Origin of the sequence: Catenulispora sp. EB89, from assembly GCF_041261445.1 — a bacterium.
GTDB lineage: Bacteria > Actinomycetota > Actinomycetes > Streptomycetales > Catenulisporaceae > Catenulispora.
Genome location: NZ_JBGCCU010000043.1, coordinates 53,744 through 75,842, shown reverse-complemented (window position 1 = coordinate 75,842; position 22,099 = coordinate 53,744). Strand labels below are relative to the sequence as shown.

Genomic DNA, 22,099 nt, shown 5'->3' with positions numbered 1-22,099 from the left:
CCATCCATTAATGGATCATCGCTATACGTGGTGCCCATATACATGAGAAAGCCGCTATATAGCACGGAGTGCGCTATATAGCGGCTTGTGTCGCTTTTTAACCGTTTTCCCGCTGCTTGCGCCAGCGGATCCCGGCCTCGATGAACTCGTCGATGTCCCCGTCCAGCACGGCGGTGGTGTTGCCGGTCTCGTAGTTCGTGCGCAGATCCTTGACCAGCTGGTACGGGTGCAGGACGTAGCTGCGCATCTGGTTGCCCCAGGACCCCGAGGAGTCGTCCTTCAGGGCGTCCATCCTCGCCTGGTCCTCCTCGCGCCGCCGCTGCAGCAGCTTGGCCTGGAGCACGGCCATGGCCGAGGCCCGGTTCTGGATCTGCGAGCGCTCGTTCTGGCAGGACACCACGATCCCGGTCGGCAGGTGCGTGATGCGCACCGCGGAGTCGGTGGTGTTGACGCCCTGGCCGCCGGGGCCGGAGGAGCGGTAGACGTCGACCCGCAGCTCGTCCTCGGGGATGTCGACGTGGTCGGTCTGCTCGATCACCGGCACCACCTCGACGGCGGCGAACGAGGTCTGGCGCCGGCCCTGGTTGTCGAACGGCGAGATGCGCACCAGGCGGTGGGTCCCCTGCTCTACGGAGAGGGTGCCGTACGCGTAGGGCGCCTTGACCGTGAAGGTCGCGGACTTGATCCCGGCCTCTTCGGCGTACGACGTGTCGTAGACCTCGGTCGGGTAGCCGTGCCGCTCGGCCCAGCGCGTGTACATGCGCAGCAGCATCTCGGCGAAGTCCGCGGCGTCCACGCCGCCGGCCTCGGCACGCAGCGACACCAGCGCCTCACGCGCGTCGTACTCGCCGGACAGCAGCGTGCGCACCTCCAGCTCGCCGACCGACTTGGAGACGTCGATGAGCTCGCCCTGCACCTCGGCCAGGGTGTCGGCGTCGCCCTCGGCCTGGCCGAGTTCGAAGAGCACCTCGACGTCCTCCAGGCGCCGGTTCAGCGTGGAGAAGCGGTTCAGCTCCGCCTGCAGCCCCGACAACTTCGAGGTCACGGCCTGCGCCTTGGTCTGGTCGTTCCACAGATCCGGGGCCGAGGCCTGCTCCTCCAAGTCCGCGATCTGCGTGCGCAGCTTGTCCAGGTCGAGCACGGCCTCGATGGAGGCCATGGTCGCGCGGAGGTTCTTGAGCTCTTCGGAAGGATCTGTAGCCACGTGACAAGCCTATCCGGAGTACGAGACCCGCAGCCTCGTCGGAGACTCCGCAGTGACCACCGCGACCCGGCCGTCCGGGGTCGCCGTCGCGCCGGGCGGCAGCACGGACTGGAGTCCACCGGCGCCGGCCTGGCCATTACCGTTCATGGCCTTGACGGAACCACCGGTTGAACGCACGAAGACATAAGCGGTGCCGTCACCTGAGGTAGCCGCTGTGGGAAGGCCCGACAGTGGGGTCAGCACAGGGGTACCCCACAGCTTGTTCGCATATGCGATCGCCACAACGCCCTCATCGGACGCGCGCGACACGTACGCGGTGAACCCGGACGTCGCCGGAGTCGACGCCAGCGCGACACCGGAGCCCAGGTCTGCCGTCGCCGAAACCGGCTGCCAGTCGCTCCAGGTGTAGTCGCCAGAGGTCCCTGAGGGAGTCCCCGTAGAGGTCATCAAAGTCTTGTTGCTCCCGACCGCCGCGATGACGACGGAACCGTCGGAACCGGCGAGCGCCCCCGGAGCACCGTGCAGCTTCGCGGTGCCGACCGGAACCCACTTCGCCGACCAGCCGCCGGCCGTATAGCTGCGCTGGTGCACGACTCCGTCACTGTCGCGCACAGCGAACAGCTCCAGGTGCCCCGTGCTTGTCGCTACTACAGCGGGCTCTGTATTCGTCTTCAGTCCGTGCAGAGGGAGCCAGGAGTGACTGTTCTCCCCCGGCAGGTACCAGACCGTGTCATCGCTACCGGTGACGAACACAAAGAGTGTCGTCGTGCCAGAGGCGTCCTTAAAGACTGCGGTACGTGGTGCGCCCTGAATGGAGACCGGTACGGGAGGCAGCTCATGCGCGGGCTGGAAACTCAGCCCTACTGCGGCGGACCGCGTAGTAGTCCCCGGAGGGGAGGACGGGGAGGACACCGGAGAGGTCGTCGCTCCAGCCGGCCCCTGCGAGTGCGCCTTGTTGTCCTTGCCGGAGTCATCCCCGCCAGACATCCCCATGGCGATCGCAGCCGCCGCTCCCCCGACCAACAGTGCGGCCGCAGTAGCGGCGATCCACCGGGGACGCTTAGAGCCGGCGGTGGCATTAGCCCGCTCGGCACGCAGCTCCGAGACGTCATAGCTGCCCGTGCCGGACCGCCGCCGCACCTCGCCCTGGTCCCGATCGCGGATCGGGCGCATCAGGTTCAGGTGGGTGTCCTCGTCCTCGTCCTTGACCTCGGTGTTGTGCACCAGCGGGACGATGCCGCTGTGCCGCATCGGGATCGGGTCGATGGTCGGGTTGCGGCCGCCGTGCATGCTGGCGCGCGCCGAGGACCGCACGTCCCAGCCGCCCTCGCGCGGGTCCGGGATGCTCAGCGGCGGCATGTCCTCCAGCAGCGGCGCCAGGTCGCGCAGCCGGGCGGCGAATTCCGCGGCGGTCAGGCGCGCCGCCGGGCCCTTGGCCAGGCAGGAGGCGACCAGCGCGGCCAGCGGGCCGGGGACGCCGGGCAGCGGCGGGACCTTGTCGGTGACGTGCCGGCGCAGCACCGCGCCGGGGTGGCCGCCGCCGAACGGCGTCCAGCCGGCCAGCAGCTCGAACAGCACGGTGCCCAGCGCGTACATGTCGACCGCCGGGCCCGGCTGCAGGCCCTCGATGACCTCCGGCGCCAGGTAGTCCGGGGTGCCGATGATGCGGGTGGCGCGGGTCCGGCGCGGGCCGTCGACCAGGCGCGCGATGCCGAAGTCGGCCAGCCGCGGGACCAGGGCGCCGCCGGAGTGGTCGAGCAGGATGTTCTCGGGCTTCACGTCGCGGTGGATGATGCCCTGCGAGTGCGCGGCGGCCAGGCCTTCGGCGACGCCGGCCACGACCAGCACGGCCAGCTGCGGGCGCAGCGCGTGCTCGGCGTCCAGCAGGTGGCGCAGGTCCGAGCCCCGGATCAGGTCCATCACCAGGGCCAGGTCGGTGCCGTCGACGACCAGGTCGCGGACCCCGACCACGTTCGGGTGCTGCAGCGAGGTCAGGACGGTGCGCTCCTGGACGAAGCGCGCGATCAGGGTCTGGTCCGCGGCGAGGTCCTCACGGAGCAGTTTGACGGCGACCGGCCCGTCCGGGCCTTCGCCCTCCCACACGGTGCCGCACGTCCCGCGGCCCAGCACCGTGGTGATGGTGTACCTGCTGCCGATCTTCCGCGCCACGAGGTCTTCTCAATCCTGTCCGCTGGCCGTGTCACCCGTGTGGGAAGAACGGGAGACACGAAACTTTCCCGCGCTTGACGCCTTTCGGGCAAGCGGGCTCGCCGTAACGCTTGTCAGGTGGTCGCCTCAGCGGTCAACGACTCACGGGGTGGCTCACGGGGTGTTGTTGACTCCGGGCAGCGACGAGGGGAGGTTGGAGGGCCCCGGGATCTGAGGCACGACCTTCTTCTTCTCCAGGTCGATCTTCTGCGCGATCTGGTGCCACTCGTGCGCGACCCAGTTGTTCAGGTCCTTGTGGACGCCGTTGATCTTGGCCATGGCCCAGTTCACGCCGGTGTAGATGCCGAAGCCGATGAGCGCCAGGATCATCAGCTTGATGAGGCAGCCCATGGGCAGGCCGCGGCGGCGCTTGACGACCGTCTTCTGCACCTGCGGCCGGGGCTGCTCGCGCTCGCGTTCCCGCTCCCGTTCGCGTTCCCGCTCGCGGGGCGGGGCCTGGCGCTGCGGCGCCTGGGCCACCGGCCGCGGCGGGGCGGCGGCGCTGCCCTGGAACTGCGTCGGCTGGTAGCCGCCCTGGTTCTGGTTCGGCGGCCCGTACGGCTGGCCCGGCGCCGGCTGGTGGTAGCCCTGGGGACCCGGCTGCTGGTACCCCTGCGGGGCGAACTGCGGCTGCGGCGGGTAGGAGGCCAGGCGCTGCTGCTGGGACTGCGCGGGCTCGGACTGGTGCTCCTTGTGGAGGTGCTCCAGCTGGCGCTGCATGTGCGGCGGGAGCGGCTGCGGCGGGCCGCCGGCGCGCCGGGAGACGCCGGCGCCGATCGCGTCGGGGTCGGACGGGGCGTCCCAGCCGGGGACCTTGCCGGGTTCGGCGGGGCGGCGCGACACGCCGGCGCCGATGGCGTCCGGCTCCGAGGGCGCGTCCCAGCCCGCGATCTTGCCGTCGATGCGCGCCGGGCGCTGCGGGAGCGGCGCCGAGGAGGCCGCCGCGGGCCGGACGACCGGGATGGTCGGCTCGATGGCGGAGGCGGCCGCGGAGGCCGCCTTGGCGGCGGCTGCGGCGGCGGCCGGGGAGACCGCGGGCATGGCGGTGGTCGGGGCGCTGGCGGACGCCGGGGCGGGCGAGCCCGGGCCGGGCTTCGAGATGTCGCCGACCGCAGCGAGTCCGGCGGCACCGGCAGCCGCCGCGGCGACTCCGCCGACCATCGGGGGCAGCCGCAGCGTCCCGTACTGCTCCTCGACCGGCAGGTGGTGCGTGGGCTCGCCGTCGGCGCCCTCCACGGTGCGTCCGATGGCGGCGCGCAGCTGCGCGGCCAGCACGGTCGCCGAGGGCCGCGCCTCCGGCTCCTTCACCAGGGCCGCGGCGATGACCGGCCACAGCCGCTGCGGGATCTCCGCGGGTCGCTCCGGAACGGTGTTCATGTGCTGGCGGAAGACGCTGACCGCGTCCGGGCCGCGGAAGACCGGGTGGCCGGTGATCAGCTCGTAGAGCATGACGCCGGCGGCGTACACGTCGGCGGCCGGCGTGGCCTTCTTCCCGGCCACGACCTCGGGCGCCAGGTAGTACGGGGTGCCGACGACCTGGTGGGTCCGGGTGACCGAGGGCGCGTCGGCGATCCGGGCGATGCCGAAGTCGGTGAGCAGCGGGCGCAGCCCGCCGTCGGCCTGCTCCAGCAGCACGTTCGCGGGCTTGATGTCGCGGTGCACGATGCCCGCCGAGTGCGCCACGGCCATGCCCTCGGCGACCTCGGCGACCAGCAGCCCGGCCTCGTCCGGCTGCAGGCGGCCGCGGCCGGCCAGGTACTTCTTCAGGTCCGGGCCCTCGACCAGCTGCATCACCAGGGCCAGGATGTCGCCCTCGACGACCAGGTCGCGCAGCCGCACCAGGGAGCGGTGGTTCAGGCCGACCAGGGCCGCGCGCTCGCGCAGGAACCGCGTCACCACGTCGGCGTCGGCGGCGAACTCCTCGAGGAGCACCTTGATGGCGACGGCCTCGCCGGTCGCGCGCACCCGGCCGCGCCAGACCGCGCCGAACGCACCGCGGCCGATCTCGTCGTCGAGCTCGTACCTGCTTCCGATCGCCCTGCCCACGCTGCTCCTCATCCCCCCAGTACCGACCACTGCACTGCCGAGTCGCGCTCTCCCACGCACCCGCCGCGTCGTCGAACCACTCCTGTGAACGCGCCGGGGCAGCTTGAGAAGAACCCTCCAGGGCAAAGACTAGGGCTTGAGAGGCCATCCGTGTCGCGTAGCTGTCACCTCATGCGAGGATGCACCCCATGCAGATCCGGCTCACCGTCACTCGAACCCAGGGATCCCGGCAGACTTCCGCTGACGTTCTAGTGACCGCTGAGCCGGGCGCCACTCTGTCTTCCGTAGCGCAACAGTTGCGCACCGCCGCCGGCGTGAGCGCACCGGGACGGCTGTTCGCCGGGCTGGATCCGCTGGAAGACGAAGCGCCGCTGGGCCGACCGTTACTCGTGGACGGCGCGCGCCTGTGGCTGGACGTACCGGGGACGCCGGCGACCCTCATCGGGAGTCTCGCGCTGTATGTGGTGTCCGGGCCGGACGCCGGAGGCGTGCACCTACTCACTCCTAAGGATGACGGATACGGAGGGGAACTCCCGATCCGGATCGGACGGGGAGCAGACGCCGACATCCGCGTGGATGATCCCGATATCTCCCGTATTCACGCAGAGCTGTTGGTACGCCACGAACATGAGTACACGCGTGTCTATGTGCGCGACCTCGGTTCTACCAACGGCATGACTCTGGACGGCGCGCAGGTAGGCGGCGCTCCTGTAGAGATGCGCCCGGGTTCTCTGTTGCGTATGGGCGAATCCTCTATAGCGCTGTCTGTAGAGGCCAGCGGTGTACCGGACCTGCCTGTGCACCCCGACGGCAACGGCCACGTGGCGGTCGGCCGTGTCGGCTGGGGCCGTGGTCCGGCCGATCCGCCCCAGGTGCGCATCGACCTTCCGCCGCGTCCGTCGGACAAGGGACGGCCCGCGCAGCGCCGTATCGCCATGGACCAGTACGAGCGGGAGCGCGCCGAGGCGGACCGCCGCATCGCCGGAGCTCTCACCGCCGAGGCGCGGATCCGGCGCGAGGCGGCGCCGGACCCGGCGACGCTCCTGGTGTCCGCGGTACGCCCCGACGCGCGCCTGTGGGAGCGCCGTCCCGGGGAGCCGGACTTCCTGCGGCTGCGGCTGGGCACCGGAGCGCTGCCCTCCAGCGTGACCGTCGTCGGCGGCAAGGCGGTCCAGCCGCGGGTGCCGACCGTGCCGGTGACGGTGGACCTCGCGCAGTGCGGGGTGGTCGGACTCGTGGGGCCACGCCCGGAGCTGGCGCGCCTGGCGCGCTATGCGCTCGCGCAGGTGGCCGGCGCGCACAGCCCGAAGTACGTCGAGATCGTGATGGTGGTCCCGGAGTCCGGCGACCACGGCGGCACCACCGGCGAGGAGCACTGGCGCTGGACGCGCTGGCTGCCGCACCTGGTGCCCGAGGACGAGCAGGACTGCTCGCGGCTGCTGGGCCTGGGCCCGGAGCAGGCGCGGGCCCGGCTCGGGGAGCTGGTCGAGCGGATCCGGCAGCGGACCGGCCGCACGCCTCCCCCGGCGCCCGGCGTGACCTCGACGCCCGACTCCGGCCGCGCGGTGGTGCTGGTCGTGGACCCGATCCGGACGCTGGCCGGGTCCCCGGAGCTCAACGAGGTGCTGGCCGAGGGGCCGGTGGCCGGGGTGTTCACCATCTGCCTGGCCGAGCGGGCCGGGGACCTGCCGCCGCAGACCGGTGCGATGGTCACACTGGGCGGCGAGGTGAACTCCCGGCTGCGCGTCGACACCCCGCACGCGGCGCCGGTCGAGGGCGCGGTGGCGGACATGGTGTCGGTGGCGTGGGCGGACCGCTTCGCGCGGGCCCTGGCGCCGCTGCGGGACGGCACCGACACCCCGACCTCTCCGGACGAGCAGACCCGCATCGACCGGGTCTCCCCCGCCTCGCACCTCCCGGAGCAGGTGCGCCTGCTGGAGCTGCTGGGCCTGGACCTGCTGACGCCGGCCAAGCTGTCCGCGCGTTGGGAGGCGTACCCGGCCACCCCGCGCATCGCGCTGGGCCGGGTCGCCGACGGCCCGCTGGCCGCCGAGCCCGCGCACCTGCTGATCGGCGGCGACTCGCGCTCGGGCGTGTCGGAGCTGGTGCGGGCGGTGGTGGCCGGGCAGGCCGCGACGAACCACCCGGACACCCTGGACATCGCGCTGGTCTCGGCGGGCCCCGGCAAGCCGCTGGCGCCGTGCGAGGACCTGCCGCACGTCTTCGAGTACGTCGACGCCTCCGCGTCCGGCGACGAGGCGCTGGCGCGGCTGGTGCGGCGGCTGGAGTACGAGCTCGACCAGCGGGAGTGGCCGCCGGACGAGGAGCCGGACCCTTATGGCGGCGGACCGGCCGGGCTGACGGGGCCGGCAGGGCCGGGTGGAGTGGCCGGGCCGGGTGGTCCGACCGGGCCGGGCGGTCCGAGCGCACCGGGAGTACCAGGCGGGCCGTCGATGCCGTCCGCGTTCGGCGGACAGCCGAGCGGCAGCGCGCTGGTACCGGTCGGCCGAGGCGGAGGCGCGCCGGGCCGCAAGGCCCCGCCGCGGATGCTGCTGGCCGTCGACAACCTGACCGCGCTGGCCGCCGAGCACCCGGCGTTCGTGGAGACGCTGGCCGGGCTGGCCGAGCGCGGACGGCGGTTCGGGCTGCGGATCGTACTCGGCGCGTCGGTCATCGAGACCGCCGGATACGGCGCCCCGGGCAACGCCACCGGCGAGCGCGCGTTGCTGGCCGCGCTCAGTGCCCCGGTGTGCCTGGCCGCCGACCTGCGGGTGGCGATGCAGACCTCGAACCCCGAGGCGCTGCGGCTGCTGCTGGGTGCCGGCGCGGTGACGGCTGCGCCGGGCGGGCCTTACCTGCCGGGGCGCGCTCAGGCGAAGCTGCCGTCGGGAGCCGTGGTGCCGTTCCAGGCGGCCGGGATCAGCGTGCCGATGGCGTCCTCGGCGTCGCCGTCGCACCGTCCGACCGTGCGGATCCAGGACTGGCACGAACTCGGGGAGCCGGTGCGCGTCGTGCGCGCTCGGCGGGACGCGGACAGCGGACCGACGGACTTGTCTCTGTTGATCGGCGCGTTGAAGAAGGCTGTGGAGTAAAAGGCAGTGGAGTAAGGAGTAAGAGGAACGGACGGGAGCGAGGGAGGGCGCGGGCCCATGGAGCCGACACGCGTCGAGGTCGAGTACTGCGAGGGCTGGGATGCTGCGGCCCATGCTGCGTTCCGGCCTCTTAAGGAACAGACCGCGCGCGAGCGGCATAGCGCGGGGCGCCGCTATGCGGCGTTGCTCAGTATTGACGCGGAGCCGCGGGCCCTGGTTCAGGTGGACACCGGCGCCGGGTACGTCGGAGTGTTCTCCTTCGACCTTGCCGGCCGGCGTTCTCTGAAGTTCTCCTATAGGGATCTCGGCGACCACCTGATGCTGCGCGAGCTCAAGGCGTGGCGGCATGTGGACGACGACGAGCCGGAGTTCGGCGCGGACCTGCGGATCACCTTCCGCTTCTGGCCGGACGAGCCGGTGCGCGCGACGCTGGACGACACGCGGCGCGGGCAGTTCACGAGTTATGTGAAGCTGCCGGAACCGCTGCACAGGATCCCGGTGCCGGAGTTCGGGCAGTGGCCGGTGGACGCCTGGCTGCTCGGCACGTTCGAGCCGCTGGAGTTCGTCACCGCGCCGGATCCCGAGACGGAGGCCGGCGGGCCGTTCTGGACGCCGTGGAGCGCCCCTGAGGGGGCGCGGCCGACGGCCCTGGAGGCGTTGTTCGTCCCGGGCGTACGGATCCGGAACGGGCAGGGCGACGTGTTCGAGGTGCGGACGCCGAAGGCGGTCGGGCGGCTGCGGTTGGAGACGGGGCGGATCGTCGCGGCGGACCCGGTGACGGTCGAGCTGCAGGGGGAACAGGCCGCGGCGCCCTATACGGTCACGCTCGCGCCCGGCGAGTACGCCGTGGAGACCGCGCGGTTGCGGGCTACGGGGCGGGAGACGGATGTGGTCGCGGCCGCGCGGGTGCGGGTCAGCGACGAGGCGGTGGCGACGTGGGAGTTGGCGCTGCGGCCGGGGCAGGACGAGCGGTTGCTGGGGGCTTCGGAGTTCTTCGGGTTCGTGGTGGACTCCGGGACTGCGGCCTTTATGGACGCGTCCGCTGTGCATGCGCTGGCGGCCTATCAGGACGCGGAAGACGCAGAGGCCGCGGAGGCGACGATTCCGGGAGACGGAGTCGCGGAGCTCCTGACGTTCCCCAGCGGCAAGGGGGACGGGTCGTATCCGGTCTGGATCGGGCGGGACGCGGCCGGGCAGGTGGCGTGTCTGGTCGCCGACATGCGGCTGCTGGGGCGGGGCGTCGAGGTCGAGGGGCCGAGCGCTATAACGCCGGCGCGACAGGTTCCCGGCGTGGCGCAGTTGGAGGAGCGGGAAGTGGAGGGTGTCGAGGCGTTCACGTCACAGCGCATCCTCGAGTTCTTCAACGACACCGCCGACGCGCAGGCGGAGTTCTGGGCACGGCGAATGGGCCGCTAGAACGGGTCGCGCGCGCATTGAACCCATAGACAGGTGCCGTACGTTAGCTCCAGCAAATGCCATCACACGGAGGCGTCGGTGACGTACAAGATCTTCGACCTGCCCAGCCACATCCTCGTGATCCACTTGGTGGTCGTGGGCATCCCGGTAGCGGCCCTGGCGACGGTCGGCATGGCCGTGCGCCCGCAATGGCGCACCGGGAAAATCGGGCTGGCGATCATCGTCGTCGACGCGCTGGCGGCCGTCGGAACCTACATCGCCCGCCTCACCGGTGAGGCCTTCTTCAACAACCAGCCCGGGCTGCGCACCCTGAAGCAGGTCATCGACCACAAGAACCTCGGCATGACGCTGATCTGGTACATCCTCGGCCTGCTGGTCGCCGCGATCCTGCTGGTCCTCGCCGAGAAGTACGAGCGCCCGCCGCTGACCACGGTGTTCGCGATCATCGCCGCCGCGGTCGCGGTGGCCGCGGTGGTGCAGACGGTGCGGGTCGGGGACGCGGGGGCCCGGGCGACGTGGTCGGGGTACATCACCAAGTAGCGGCCGAGGGCCGCATGGAACGGACGGTCGGAGTCGATCTCGCCGCGCAGCCCAGGACCACAGCCGCTGCGGAGATCTTGTGGGGCCCGGACGGAGCTGCCGTAAAGCCCCCGAGGCTGAAATGCCGAGACGAAGAACTGCTCGACCTTCTCTCGGGCCTGGCCGCGGGTGAACGAGCCGGGATCGACTGCCTGTTCGGATGGCCGACCGCGTTCGTGGAAGCGGTCGCAGCGCACACTGCTCATCAACCGTGGCCGGGCAGGGACAGGCAAGGCGAGTACTACCCACGAATGCGGCTGCGGCTGACCGACCTGGTGTGTCAGCGGGAGACCGGACGCTATCCGCTCTCGGTGTCGATGGACAAGCTCGGCGCGACCGCGGCACGGTGGGCATCCTGGCCGACCAGCTTGCCGTCCGTGGCCGGCCGGTGGACCGCACCGGCGCCGGGCCGGTGGTCGAGGTGTACCCGGCCGGGGCCCGCGCAGTGTGGGGCTTGGAGGCGGTCCGTTCGACGGATGCCGTCCTCGGCGCGATGCCACGACTACGTTTCGAACCCGGCGCCCGCGAAGGATACGAGTCGAACGAGCACGCCTTCGACGCCCTGGTCGCCGCTCTCGTCGCCCGCGCCGTCGCCTTGGCGCTCACCACGCCACCTCAAGGCATTGAGCAAAACGAGGCTGCCACCGTCGAAGGCTGGATACACCTGCCCCTCCCCGGCAGCCTGGACAGCCTCATCCGGTAAGTGTCCTAACGCCGGTTAAGTGTCCTAACGCCGGTGACGAGCCCTACTCCCCGCCTTCCTCCGCCTTCCCCTCCCCCGCCGCGATCACCGCATCCACATCAGCAGCGCGCGCAGCCTCCTCGACCGCGAAGCGCTTCTCGCGGTCGAGGCGTTCGGCCAGGTCCTCGTCGGCCCGCATCAGTTCCTCGACGTTGGTGCCGGCGTAGGTCAGGACGCCCATGTCCTCGTACGCCTTCTGGACGCGGGGGCCCCACAGGCCGATGTCCTTCACGGTCGGCACGATGCGGGTGAACAGGAGGTTCCGGAAGGCGGTGTAGTACTCGGAGTGCTCGTTGAGCTCCATGCAGCGCTCGACCGGTAGGCCCAGGTGCTCGTAGACGTCGCGGCCGTTGATGCGGTCGCGCATCAGGTAGCAGCCCTCGACGACGAACTCCTCGCGTTCGTCGCGCTCGGCCTGGGTCAGCTCTTTGTAGTAGTCGCGCAGGGCCAGGCGGCCGAAGGCGACGTGGCGGGCCTCGTCCTGCATGACGTAGGCGAGGATCTGCTTCGGCAGCGGCATGTCCGTCAGGTCGCGCATGACGCCGAAGGCGGCCAGGGCCAGGCCTTCGATGAGGACCTGCATGCCGAGGTAGGGCATGTCCCAGCGGGAGTCGGACAGGGTGTCGTCCAGGAGGGCCTTGAGCTGGTCGTTGATCGGGTAGAACAGGCCGACCTTCTCTTTGAGGAAGCGGCTGTAGATCTCGGCGTGGCGGGCCTCGTCCATGGTCTGGGTGGCCGCGTAGAACTTGGCGTCCAGGTCCGGGACCGACTCCACGATGCGGGCCGAGCAGATCATCGCGCCCTGTTCGCCGTGCAGGAAGTTCGAGAACTGCCAGGCGACCTGGTGGCGGCCCAGTTCGTCGTGCTCGGCCGGGGTCATCCGGTCCCAGATCTCGGAGCCGAACAGCGGGCTGGTCTCGTGCGGGAAGCCCAGGACGTTGTCCGGGTCCACCTCGATGCCCCAGTCGATCCGGGTCACCTGGTCCCACTGCTTGTCCTTGCCCTTCTGGTACAGGCGCAGCAGCCGGTCGCGGCCGTCGTCGTACTCCCAGGTGAAGCGTGAGTAGCCGGTGTTGGCGACGTCCCAGGTCTCGTGGTCGGCCGGGAGGGTGTAGAGGTCGTGTGTGGACACAGCGGACTCCTGCCGTAGCTCGGTTCACTCGTTCGTGGTGAGGTTCCTCATCAGGCGGCGGACCACTTCGGCGATGTGCGCGCTGGTGGTCTCCACGGGCTCGGTGGCGATGATCAGATGGCTGATCACCAGGCGGAAGGCGGTCTCGCAGATCCAGCCCACCTCGGCGCGGACCTCGGGCCGGTCGGCCAGCTCCGGCCAGCGCTCGGTGAAGATGGCGATGGAGTCCTCGCGGAAGACGTCCATGATCGCCGCGGACCGGGTGGTCAGGTAGGGCAGCAGGCCCGAGGTGTCGTCGGTCAGGGTGGCCTTGATCAGCGGGTTGTCCCGGGCCGCGGTCAGCGCGGCGGTCACCGAGGCGGCGGTGGCGGCCCCGACGTCGCCGGGGGCTTCGCGCGCCGCCCGGCCGGTCAGCTCCCGGAAGCGCTCGGCCTCGCGCAGCGCCAGGGCCGCGGCGAGCTGGTCGCGGTTGCCGAACTCGTTGTACAGGGTCTGGCGCGAGACGCCGGCGCGCGCCGCGAGGTCGGCCATGCGGGCGCTGGACCAGTCGCCGGCGACGATGGCCTCGTAGGCGGCGTCGAGCAGTGCTTCACGTGCGGAACCCATGCAGCTAGCTTGACACGGCGGGGGGCGCTGTCAAGCTCCGGTGTTCGGCGGTCAAGCTCCGGTGTTCGACAGCACCGCCCGGGCCAGCCGCGCGCGCCACTTCGGCAGCGTCGGGTCGGGGTCCGGCCCCTCGGCGGACCAGGTCTCCAGGACCGCGTACGCCTGGGAGTAGGAGCGCTGCCCCTCCAGCAGCTGCACCGCGCGCCGGTAGTTCCAGGCGGTGGCGTGCCCGGTGCAGATCATGTGCACGGCCTGCGCCAGCTCGGCCTCGACCTGCGGAGGGAAGCACTCCTCCAGCTGCGTGCCCTCGTAGCTCCAGCCGTCGATGCTCAGGCGCGGCTCGACGACCGGCTCCAGCAGATCGGCCGGGAGCCGGTCCACGCGTTCCTTCGTCCGGCGCACGACGGAGGACGGTCGCGGCGCCGGCCGCGACGCGGGCCGCGGCGATTCCGGTTCCGGTTCTGGTCTCGCCGCAGCGGGGATCGAGGAGGTCAGCTCCTTGGGAGCGACGCGGTCGACGGGGGTCTGCGCGTCCGCTGCGAAACCGAGCCAGGACCGCAGGCGCCGCGGCGACGGGATCGGCGTTCGTCGCGGCGGCGTCAGGCCTGGGGGTGATGTTCGTCGGAAGATACGGCCAGCCTAGTGAGGAGGGCGATCACATCCTGGGAGGACAGGCGCGGCGGGTCGCGGATTCGCCCTATCGTGTGACCCATGACCGCCTTCGACGACGACCTTCGGCTGGCCCACGTCCTCGCGGACTCCGCCGACGCCATCACCATGGGCCGCTACAAGGCCCGGGATCTGGTGGTGGAGTCCAAGCCCGACATGACCCCGGTCTCCGACGCCGACAAGGCCGCCGAGGAGGCGATCCGTTCCGCGCTGTCCCGGGCCCGGCCGCGCGACGCCATGCTCGGCGAGGAGTTCGGCGAAACCGCGGTCGGCGCCACCGGCCGCAAGTGGATCATCGACCCGATCGACGGCACCAAGAACTACGTGCGCGGCGTCCCGGTCTGGGCCACGCTGATCGGCCTGATGGAGGGCGAGGAGGTGGTGGCCGGCGTGGTGTCGGCGCCGGCCCTGGGCCGGCGCTGGTGGGCGGCCAAGGGCGGCGGCGCGTTCACCGGCCGCTCGCTGTCCTCGGCGCAGCGCTGCCACGTCTCCAAGGTGGCGGCCATAGGCAACGCCTCCTTCGCGCACGCCTCGATCACCGCGTGGGAGGAGTACGGCAAGCTCGACTCCTTCCTGGACCTGTGCCGCGCCTGCTGGCGCACCCGGGCGTTCGGCGACTTCTGGTCGCACATGCTGGTCGCCGAGGGCGCGGTGGACCTGGCCGCCGAGCCGGAGCTGTCGCTGTGGGACATGGCCGCGCTGGCGGTGATCGTGACCGAGGCCGGAGGGAAGTTCACCTCGGTGGACGGCGTGCCCGGCGTCTTCGGCGGTTCGGCGGCGGTCTCCAACGGCCTGCTGCACGAGGAATTGCTCTATTACGTGGGCGGCCAACAGCTGGAAGGGTGACGCCCGAAAAGTTCTCCCCGCTTTCGCCTTGCCAACGTGTTCCGCGCATGTGAATTTGTGAATAGGAGCCCGTCGGCCACCGTGTCGAACCCCCGGCACGGCCCCCACCCCGAGGCGAATCATCAGGGAGCGACCATGTCCGCCATTCCTGCCCGCCACGACCACGTCCGGCAAGCGATGTCCACCGAGATCCTCATGATCGGCCCCCGCCACACGCTGCGCCAGGCGGCGCAGCGGATGACCCGGCGCGGCGTGGGCAGCGCCGTCGTCCACAACCCCGAGACCGCCGGGATCGGCATCATCACCGAACGGGACATCCTGCACGCGCTCGGCGGCGGCCTGGACGCCGACACCGAGGTGGTGGAGGGGCACCTGACCTCCGAGGTCGTCTTCGCCACCCCGCGCTGGACGCTGGAGCAGGCGGCCGAGGCGATGACCCGCGGCGGGTTCCGGCACCTGATCGTGGTGGACGGGGACGAGGTGGTGGGGATGATCTCGGTCCGGGACATCGTCCGCGCTTGGACCCGGGTGCCATCGCCGGCCTGACCCGTCATCCTCAGGGATGACGCCGATCGGCGACCTTCGCAGGTCCCCCAGGAATTTCGGACCGCCTAAGCTTGACCGCTATGGGAGCCCTACTGACCTGGATCGCGGACACGCTGCAGAAACTGCCCGGCCCGGCCGCGCTGGCGCTGGTGTTCCTGCTGCCCGCGCTGGAGGCCTCGATCTTCCTGGGCTTCCTGATCCCGGGCGAGATCGCCGTGGTGATCGGCGGCTTCCTGGCCTTCAGCGGCAAGGTCAACCTCGGGGTGGCGCTGGCCGCGGCGATCCTCGGCGCGGTGATCGGCGACAGCGTCGGCTACGAGGTCGGCAAGAAGTGGGGCGACAGCCTGTTGACCAGGCTGCCGGCGCGGTTCGTCAAGCCCGAGCACATCGAGCAGGGCAAGCAGCTGATCAACCGGCTCGGCGGGAAGGCCGTGTTCACCGGGCGCTTCGCGGCCGCGCTGCGGGCGCTGGTGCCGGGGCTGTGCGGCGTGTCGCGGATCCCGTACCGGAAGTTCCTGTTCTGGAACGCGCTCGGCGGCGTGGTGTGGGCCACCGCGTTCACTCTTCTGGGCTACGCCGCCGGCAACGCCTGGCACAAGGTCGAGCACTACGCCTCGCTGGTCAGCTGGGTGATGCTGGGCCTGGTCGTGGTCGGTGCGGTGGTGCTGTTCGTGGTCAAGAAGCGCAAGGGGTCGGTGAGCCCGGCCCCGGCGGCCGCAGAGTCAGCAGCGACCGACCACGAGACGGAACTCGGCCACGAGGGCCACGCCGGCCACGAGGACCGCGTCCGCCTTCACTTGGTCGCCGACGACTCGGAGACCGCCTCCACGCCCTGACCGCTCCCGGAGCCCGAGGGACCGGCCTGCGCCTCCCCGAACCGGGACAGCGCGACCGCCCCGCCGACCGCGCACAGGAACCCGACCACGGCCACCGGCGCGAACCCGTGCCGCGTGTGGTCGTGGAACAGCGTGAACCCGAGCAGCGCCGGCAGCCCGGTCTCCCCGACCACCAGCGTCGCCGTAGCCATCGTCACCGAGCCGCGCTGGAGCGCCGTGGTGAAGAACAGGAACCCGGTGATCGAGGCGACCACGCCGGCGTAGGCGGCCGGGTCCGTCAGCAGCGCCGTGGGGTGCAGGTCCGGCAGGATCCGCACGCAGATCGCGAACGCCCCGAACAGCGATCCGGCGAACGCCGCGAGCACCACCGGGTTCCCGCCGAGCTTCCAGATCGCCAGGAACGACCCGGCGATCAGCACCACGACCGCGACCAGCACTCCCCAGTGCACGTCCCGGCCGACGTGCACCGGCGACTCCGCGCCGGCCGAGATCCCGACCAGGATCAGGCCGAGCACCACCGCGCCGACCGCTATCCAGTCGTTGCGCGTCAGCTTCGCCTTCAGCAGCGGCACCGCGAGCAGCGCGGTGACCGCCAGCGAGCAGTTCATGATCGCCTGCACCGCGAACAGCGGCAGCTTCTCCAGCGCCACCAGGTCCGCCACCAGCCCCAGGGTGTCCAGGCCGACGCCGGCCAGGAACGGCAGCTGCGACAGAGCCCTGATCAGCACGCGCGGGTCGACGCCGGCGCCGGCGGTGTCCTTGGTGCGGCCGGCGCCGATCGCCTGGAACACCGTCGCCGCCCCGTAAGCCAGCGCGCAGGCGATCGCCGCCACCAAGCCCCATGCCAGTCCCACGCGTGCCTCCCGAATTTCGCCGATCCCACCAGGGTCGGTGAGTCCCGGCTCCTCCGCCCGATTGTTACGCACCCGCGGTTCCCGGCGGTAACCGTACGCGCCGGTCAGCTTCGACCAGGGGCGCAGGTGTGGGGACCGGCCTGCCGGGGAAGGTGGTCGGGAACCACGCGGACACAAGAGACGATGATCACACGTCCGGGGGTGGCGGCCCGCCGTGCGGTGGTCCAGTGTTCCTCCTGGGCGCACCGGCGTCCACGACCAATTCCATATCCGTTCACCACCGATGACTCGTCCCCTCACGCCGTCGTCCCCGCGCGCGCACCCCTCGCCCGCGCGAACCGGCGGCGCCCGAGACCACCGATGGAAGGCAAAGCCGATGATGAGCGAGACGGCCAACCCGCACCTCGTCCACACGGAACGACTCACCGCCGAGGCGGAGCGCGTGGCGACGCTGCTCGACGGCCTGGGCACCGACGACTGGAACCGACCGATCCCCTCCTGCCCCGGCTGGAACGTCCGCAAGGCGGCACGGCACATCGGCACGGCCCACCGCTGGGCCGCGGCGATCGTGCGCTCGCCGAACAGCGAGGCCGTGAACCCGCGCACCCTGGACCTGGGCTTCCCGGAGTCCTACGCGGGCTACGGCGACTGGATCCGCACCGGCACGGCGGAACTGGCCGCCGCGGTCCGCGACTCCGGCCCGGACAAGCCGGTGTGGTCGTGGGGCCCGGACCAGCACGCGCGGTTCTGGGCGCGGCGCATGCTGCACGAGACCGCGGTGCACCGCGCGGACATGGAACTGGCTCTAGGCCGGACCCCGGAGTTCGACCCGTCGGTGGCCGCCGACGGGATCGACGAGTTCCTGACCGTGCTGCCCTCGGCGGCCGCGTTCGCCCCGAAGATCAGGGCCCTGACCGGTGACGGCGAGACCCTGCACCTGCACGCCACCGACGGCGACCCGGCCGCTTCGGGCGAGGAGCGTGCCGAGTGGCTGATCACCCTGGAGCCGCACGGCTTCCGCTGGCGCCGCTCGCACGCCAAGGGCGCCGCGGCGGTCCGCGGGCCGGTCGGCGAGCTGTACCTGTTCCTCTGGCGGCGGCGCGCGGCCGGCACCGCGGAGATCGAGGTCCTGGGCGACCACACGCTGCTGGACCACTGGGTGACGAACGCTTCGTTCTGAGGCCGTTCTGAGGCCGTTCTGAGCCCGCGCTTGAGCACACCGCGCTGGACCGGTGCCGGACCCGGCACTGGTCCAGACCGGTGGCGAGGGTGGTCACGAGGGTCGGTCAAGGGGGATCTTCAGCGCCGCGGATGCTCTTGGAGCGCTACGGTCGCCCCATGACGACTGAAGACTCCCAGAATCCGGTGGCGTCAGCAGTCGCCGAGGCGGTGGCCTGGTACCTGGACGCGAATCCGGTCATGGCCACGACCATGGGCTCCGACAATCCGGAGCACACCATGACGCTCGGCGACCTGTCGATCGAGGCGTACGAGCGCCGGGCCGCCGAGGCCGCCGCGCATCTGGCGAAGCTGGACGCGCTGGCCGAGGGCGGCGGCGACGGCGCCGGATCGGCGGGCACCGGATCAGCGGGCACCGGGTCGGACGGCCACGGCGGCGGCTTCGAGGACGGCGTCGACCGCGACCTGCTGCGGGCTCAGCTGCGCAAGCACGGGATCCTGTCCGGCCGTCAGGTCTGGCGGCGCGACGCGGCGGACTACGTCAGCTCCGCCTTGTACGGGCTCTACATCCCGTTCCAGCAGAAGACCCGGCCGGAGGCGCGCCTGGTCGAGGAGTCGCTGGCCAAACTCAAGCAGGTCCCGGAGCTGCTGGCCACCTGCCGCCGCAACCTGGACCCGGGCCTGGCGCCGAAGCTGCTGGTCGACCGGTCGCTGGGACAGGCGCGCACCGGCCGCCGCTTCCTGACGGAGTCGCTGCCGGCGATGGTGTCGGACGACGCGCTGCGCGCCGAGCTGGCCGAGGCCGCCGAGCCCGCGGCGGCCGCGTTCGACGAGTTGGCGACGTTCCTGGCGGACTTCTCAGAGCGCTGCGAAGGCGACTGGCGGCTCGGCGAGGAGACGTACTCGCGGCTCCTGCAAGAGGTCGAGATGCTCGGCTACGACACCGCGGAGCTGCACCGGCGCGGCCAGGTCGCGTACGACCAGCTGAACGAGGAGATGCAGGACCTGGCCGAGCGGATCCCGGGCGGGTCCCGGGACTGGCGCGCGACGATGGAAGTGCTCTGCGAAGACTTCCCGCCGACCGAGGCCGCGATGCTCGCCGAGTACATCACCGAGACCGAGAGGGCCCGGCAGTTCAGCAAGGACCACGACCTGGTGACGTTCGCCGAGGGCGAGGAGTGCCTGGTGCAGCCCGGGCCGGAGTTCCTGCGCGCGGTGCTGTCGGTGGCCTCCTACAACCGGCCGCCGGCGCTGACGCCGTCCCGGACCGGGGTGTTCAACGTGCCGTTCACGCCGACCGGCTCCTCGCCGGAGGCGGTGCTCGGCCGGCTGAAGACCAACGCGCGGGTGTCGATGCCGACGATCGCCGCGCACGAGGCGTACCCCGGGCACCACTGGCACCTGTCGTGGGTGGCCGAGCAGGGCCGGCTGGTGCGCAGCGCGTTCACCACGCCGTACTTCATCGAGGGCTGGGCGCTGTACATCGAGACCGTGATGCGCGAGCAGGGCTACTTCGCCGACCCGCGGCACGAGCTGGGGCACCTGGACGCGCGCATCTTCCGCGCGGCGCGGATCGTCGTGGACACCGCGCTGCACACCGGGGAGATGAGTGTGGACGAGGCCGAGAAGTTCATGGCCTCGAAGGCCTCGCTGACGCCGGAGACGGCCAAGGGCGAGGTGAACCGGTACTGCGCGTGGCCGACGCAGGCGCCGTCGTATCTGACCGGGTGCCTGGAGATCGAGGCCATTCGGGCGGAGTATCTGAAGCGGGGCAAGGGGACGCTGAAGCAGTTCCACGACACGATCGCCGGGGCCGGCGGGCTGCCGCTGGGGTTGGCGCGGCGGGTGGCGCTGCGCTGAGCGGACGCCGGATGGCGATTCGCGGCTCACGGCTCACGGCTCACGGCTCACGGCTCACGGCTCACGGCTCACGGCTCACCTATAGCGCGGACAGCGCAGACTACGTATAGCGCGGACTGCGGACAGCGGACAGCGGACAGCGAATCAGGACCCGGATCCGCCGGGCGGTGCTCAGGCCGCCCGGCGGATCCGTCATCACGGCGCGAGGTTCCGCACCGCCCGCACGACGTCCGACCACGTCGGCCCGGCGATCCTGCTGGCGAAGTCGAGCCCGCCGTGGTGGTCGTAACCGAGCGGGGCGAGGGAACCGTTGTTGCCCTCGTTGGAGACCCCCACCGAGATCGCGTAGTGCGATTCGACACCGGTGACCCACGCCGACAACTCGGTGTCGGGCGCCGCGGCCATCGCGCCGGTGGAGGAGTCGTCTTTGCGCAGGGCGTCGATGCCGGTCCCCGTGGGGCCGGCCAGGGCCGCGTGCAGGACGTCGGTGACCTGTTTCGAGCTGTTCGCCGTCGTGACCCGGGTGGCCATCGCGGGCGGGGTCCACACCACCTTGCCGTCGGGCCCGAGCAACTGCCCGACCATCAGGGGATCCCGGTGGAGGCCGCCGCCGGTGAGCGTCGCGTAGACGCTCGCCATGACCAGCGGCGTCTGCTTCGTCTCTCCCAATACCAGCGGGGGTATCGGCATGAGATCCGGCTCTTTCGCCATGCCCGCGCGCATCGCGAAACCGACGAACGAATGCACGTCCATGCCGGAGGCCAGTTCCAGCTGGGCGAACGGCTCGTTGGCGCCCATCTGCGCGGCCTGCGTCAGAGTGACGTCGACGTCGGGGATCAGCGTGTTGGACGGTTCCGGCGGCCAGTTCCTGGTCTGGTTCCCGGAGAGCGCGTACGTCATGGGCTGCTTCGACCCTGGAGGGAAGTACAGCGGGTGCGTCTGGGCGTCGAGCGGTTCCTTCGACTCGGGCGTGTAGTGGCCGCCTTCAAAGGCCTGGGCCAGCAGGACGGGCTTCATCAGGTCGGCGATCGGCAGCGGCCGGTTCCAGGTTCCGGCCAGCGCCACCACCGCGCCGTCGCGGTCGTCGACGACCGCGACGCCGGCGTCGCCGGCCTCGATCTTCGCGGTGGCGGCGTTCTGGACGGCCTGATCGAACGTGGTCACCACGGTGAGCCCGGACAGGTCTCCCGGGTGGGCGGCGCGGAGCCAGGTCAGCGCGGCGTCCCGCAGCGGGCCGCTGGGGATCGGGGTGCGGCCGTCGGCGTAGAGGACGGCGGCGGGCAGGTGGGGATCGATCGTGCCCGGCTGGACAGCACCCTGATGACGGCTCGGGACCGTCGTCCACACGCCGATCCCGACGACGGCCATCGCGAACGCCACGCCGACGCTGCCGATGCGCATCCGGCGCTTGCGGCGCGCCGCGGTGATGCGGCGGCGTACCGCGGCGTAGGGCGCGGTGGTCATGGGTACCGTTTCCGAGCGTTCGGCGAACATCGCGCGGAACTCGTGTTCCAGGGCGTCGCCGTGGGGGGCGCGGTTGCTTTCCGGGTCGCGGGCTTTCATCGCGTTCTCCCCTCGGCTTGGTTGGTTCGATCGGCTTGGTTGGTTCGATCCGGTTGGTCGGCTTGAAGGTCGCCACGGAGTCTCGTCAGGCCGCGCGCGATCTGGCTCTTCACCGTGCCGACCGCGCAGCCCATCACCGAGGCGACCTCGGCTTCGGTCAGGTCCTCGAAGTAGCGCAGGACGAAGACCGAGCGCATGCGCGGCGACATCGCGCAGACGGCGCGCCACAGCTCGTCGCGCAGGGCGTACGTGTCCTGATGGTCGCCCGAGCCGCCCGAGCCGCCGGCCGGCGGCTCGGGCGGCTCGGCCATGACGTGGACGACCGCCTTGCGGCGGCGCCACGCCGAGATGTTGGCGTTGACCATGACCCGGCGGACGTAGGACTCGGGGGCCTCGTAGGCCACGATCCGGTTCCAGTGCCGGTAGGTGCGCATCAGCGCGGTCTGGACCAGGTCCTCGGCCGCGCCGTGGTCGCCGGTCAGCAGGTATGCCGTGCGGAGGAGGCGGTGCCAGGAGCCCTCCACGAACTCGCGGAACGAGTCCTCGTGCGGCGGGCTCGCCGCCGATCCCCCGCCTCGTGCCCGCAACCGCCTTTCGGCGATCGTCCCTTCCATGCCCGCCCCTCGTCGGTCGGTGGCCAGTACATCACTGGACACACCGGCCGACGGGGCTGCGGGTTACATGGCTGCCGCATCTTCACATGGTGGTGAAGCCGCCGACC

General features: G+C 71.4%; 18 protein-coding genes. 9 read left to right on the top strand and 9 right to left on the bottom strand.

Annotation, left to right across the window (positions count from 1 at the left end; translation table 11 throughout):
- Positions 1–97: 97 nt before the first annotated feature.
- The 3 genes from prfB to ABH920_RS47880 all read right to left on the bottom strand — a co-directional run bounded on the left by prfB (position 98) and on the right by ABH920_RS47880 (position 5,458).
- Positions 98–1,204, bottom strand: a complete 1,107-nt coding sequence (gene prfB, locus ABH920_RS47890) for a peptide chain release factor 2 (RefSeq protein WP_370356139.1) — start codon at positions 1,202–1,204, stop codon at positions 98–100.
- 9 nt (positions 1,205–1,213) lie between these two features.
- Entirely contained in the window at positions 1,214–3,373 is a 2,160-nt protein-coding gene (locus ABH920_RS47885) for a protein kinase (RefSeq protein ID WP_370356137.1), read from the bottom strand.
- A 153-nt stretch (positions 3,374–3,526) separates the two neighbouring features.
- Positions 3,527–5,458 (bottom strand): protein kinase, encoded by a 1,932-nt coding sequence (locus ABH920_RS47880; protein ID WP_370356135.1) that lies wholly within the window; start codon positions 5,456–5,458, stop codon positions 3,527–3,529.
- 314 nt (positions 5,459–5,772) lie between these two features.
- Here ABH920_RS47880 and ABH920_RS47875 point away from each other — a divergent pair, with 314 nt between their 5' ends.
- The 4 genes from ABH920_RS47875 (at position 5,773) to ABH920_RS47860 (ending at position 11,248) form a co-directional block, all read left to right on the top strand.
- Entirely contained in the window at positions 5,773–8,550 is a 2,778-nt protein-coding gene (locus ABH920_RS47875) for an FHA domain-containing protein (RefSeq protein WP_370356133.1), read from the top strand.
- 57 nt (positions 8,551–8,607) lie between these two features.
- Positions 8,608–9,966 carry a DUF4241 domain-containing protein gene (locus tag ABH920_RS47870; protein WP_370356131.1) on the top strand — a complete coding sequence of 453 codons (1,359 nt, stop codon included), beginning with the start codon at positions 8,608–8,610 and terminating at the stop codon, positions 9,964–9,966.
- Between the two features lie 78 nt (positions 9,967–10,044).
- Complete coding sequence (locus tag ABH920_RS47865; protein ID WP_370356129.1) at positions 10,045–10,506, top strand: DUF2231 domain-containing protein; 462 nt, start codon at positions 10,045–10,047, stop codon at positions 10,504–10,506.
- A gap of 385 nt (positions 10,507–10,891) precedes the next feature.
- Complete coding sequence (locus tag ABH920_RS47860; protein ID WP_370356127.1) at positions 10,892–11,248, top strand: DUF429 domain-containing protein; 357 nt, start codon at positions 10,892–10,894, stop codon at positions 11,246–11,248.
- Positions 11,249–11,291: 43 nt separating this feature from the next.
- Here ABH920_RS47860 and ABH920_RS47855 read toward each other — a convergent pair whose 3' ends face one another.
- From ABH920_RS47855 to ABH920_RS47845, 3 genes are read right to left on the bottom strand one after another with little or no spacing between them, the layout of a single operon-like run.
- Entirely contained in the window at positions 11,292–12,419 is a 1,128-nt protein-coding gene (locus ABH920_RS47855) for a ferritin-like domain-containing protein (protein ID WP_370356125.1), read from the bottom strand.
- Positions 12,420–12,443: 24 nt separating this feature from the next.
- On the bottom strand, positions 12,444–13,025 hold the full coding sequence (locus ABH920_RS47850) for a TetR family transcriptional regulator (protein ID WP_370356122.1): 582 nt from the start codon (positions 13,023–13,025) through the stop codon (positions 12,444–12,446).
- A gap of 51 nt (positions 13,026–13,076) precedes the next feature.
- Positions 13,077–13,427, bottom strand: a complete 351-nt coding sequence (locus ABH920_RS47845) for a hypothetical protein (protein ID WP_370356120.1) — start codon at positions 13,425–13,427, stop codon at positions 13,077–13,079.
- Positions 13,428–13,736: 309 nt separating this feature from the next.
- Here ABH920_RS47845 and hisN point away from each other — a divergent pair, with 309 nt between their 5' ends.
- The 3 genes from hisN (at position 13,737) to ABH920_RS47830 (ending at position 15,922) form a co-directional block, all read left to right on the top strand.
- Positions 13,737–14,540: a histidinol-phosphatase gene (hisN, locus tag ABH920_RS47840; protein ID WP_194904859.1), complete on the top strand. Its 804-nt coding sequence runs from the start codon at positions 13,737–13,739 to the stop codon at positions 14,538–14,540.
- Positions 14,541–14,675: 135 nt separating this feature from the next.
- Positions 14,676–15,086 (top strand): cyclic nucleotide-binding/CBS domain-containing protein, encoded by a 411-nt coding sequence (locus tag ABH920_RS47835; protein WP_370356117.1) that lies wholly within the window; start codon positions 14,676–14,678, stop codon positions 15,084–15,086.
- 80 nt (positions 15,087–15,166) lie between these two features.
- The gene (locus ABH920_RS47830) at positions 15,167–15,922 is read left to right on the top strand and encodes a DedA family protein (protein ID WP_370356115.1); all 756 of its coding nucleotides are present in this window, start codon (positions 15,167–15,169) and stop codon (positions 15,920–15,922) included.
- Here the strand turns inward: ABH920_RS47830 and ABH920_RS47825 are convergent.
- On the bottom strand, positions 15,880–16,776 hold the full coding sequence (locus ABH920_RS47825; protein ID WP_370356113.1) for a hypothetical protein: 897 nt from the start codon (positions 16,774–16,776) through the stop codon (positions 15,880–15,882). The genes ABH920_RS47830 and ABH920_RS47825 overlap by 43 nt on opposite strands.
- A gap of 376 nt (positions 16,777–17,152) precedes the next feature.
- Here ABH920_RS47825 and ABH920_RS47820 point away from each other — a divergent pair, with 376 nt between their 5' ends.
- Both ABH920_RS47820 and ABH920_RS47815 read left to right on the top strand, forming a co-directional pair.
- The gene (locus tag ABH920_RS47820; RefSeq protein ID WP_370356111.1) at positions 17,153–17,956 is read left to right on the top strand and encodes a maleylpyruvate isomerase family mycothiol-dependent enzyme; all 804 of its coding nucleotides are present in this window, start codon (positions 17,153–17,155) and stop codon (positions 17,954–17,956) included.
- A gap of 158 nt (positions 17,957–18,114) precedes the next feature.
- Positions 18,115–19,815 (top strand): DUF885 domain-containing protein, encoded by a 1,701-nt coding sequence (locus ABH920_RS47815; RefSeq protein ID WP_370356109.1) that lies wholly within the window; start codon positions 18,115–18,117, stop codon positions 19,813–19,815.
- 195 nt (positions 19,816–20,010) lie between these two features.
- Here ABH920_RS47815 and ABH920_RS47810 read toward each other — a convergent pair whose 3' ends face one another.
- Together ABH920_RS47810 and ABH920_RS47805 are read right to left on the bottom strand one after the other, a co-directional pair.
- A complete protein-coding gene (locus tag ABH920_RS47810) occupies positions 20,011–21,378 on the bottom strand; it encodes a hypothetical protein (RefSeq protein ID WP_370356107.1) in 1,368 nt (455 codons plus the stop codon).
- Positions 21,375–21,992, bottom strand: a complete 618-nt coding sequence (locus ABH920_RS47805) for a SigE family RNA polymerase sigma factor (RefSeq protein ID WP_370356105.1) — start codon at positions 21,990–21,992, stop codon at positions 21,375–21,377. Before ABH920_RS47805 ends, ABH920_RS47810 begins: the two co-directional genes overlap by 4 nt.
- Positions 21,993–22,099: the final 107 nt, after the last annotated feature.

Excerpts from the sequence above, each read along its gene's own strand:
- ABH920_RS47820 (WP_370356111.1), top strand. The coding sequence starts at position 17,153 with ATGATGAGCGAGACGGCCAACCCGCACCTCGTCCACACGGAACGACTC.
- ABH920_RS47805 (WP_370356105.1), bottom strand. The coding sequence starts at position 21,992 with ATGGAAGGGACGATCGCCGAAAGGCGGTTGCGGGCACGAGGCGGGGGA.
- ABH920_RS47830 (WP_370356115.1), top strand. The coding sequence starts at position 15,167 with ATGGGAGCCCTACTGACCTGGATCGCGGACACGCTGCAGAAACTGCCC.
- ABH920_RS47850 (WP_370356122.1), bottom strand. The coding sequence starts at position 13,025 with ATGGGTTCCGCACGTGAAGCACTGCTCGACGCCGCCTACGAGGCCATC.
- ABH920_RS47815 (WP_370356109.1), top strand. The coding sequence starts at position 18,115 with ATGACGACTGAAGACTCCCAGAATCCGGTGGCGTCAGCAGTCGCCGAG.
- ABH920_RS47870 (WP_370356131.1), top strand. The coding sequence starts at position 8,608 with ATGGAGCCGACACGCGTCGAGGTCGAGTACTGCGAGGGCTGGGATGCT.
- ABH920_RS47810 (WP_370356107.1), bottom strand. The coding sequence starts at position 21,378 with ATGAAAGCCCGCGACCCGGAAAGCAACCGCGCCCCCCACGGCGACGCC.
- hisN (WP_194904859.1), top strand. The coding sequence starts at position 13,737 with ATGACCGCCTTCGACGACGACCTTCGGCTGGCCCACGTCCTCGCGGAC.
- ABH920_RS47835 (WP_370356117.1), top strand. The coding sequence starts at position 14,676 with ATGTCCGCCATTCCTGCCCGCCACGACCACGTCCGGCAAGCGATGTCC.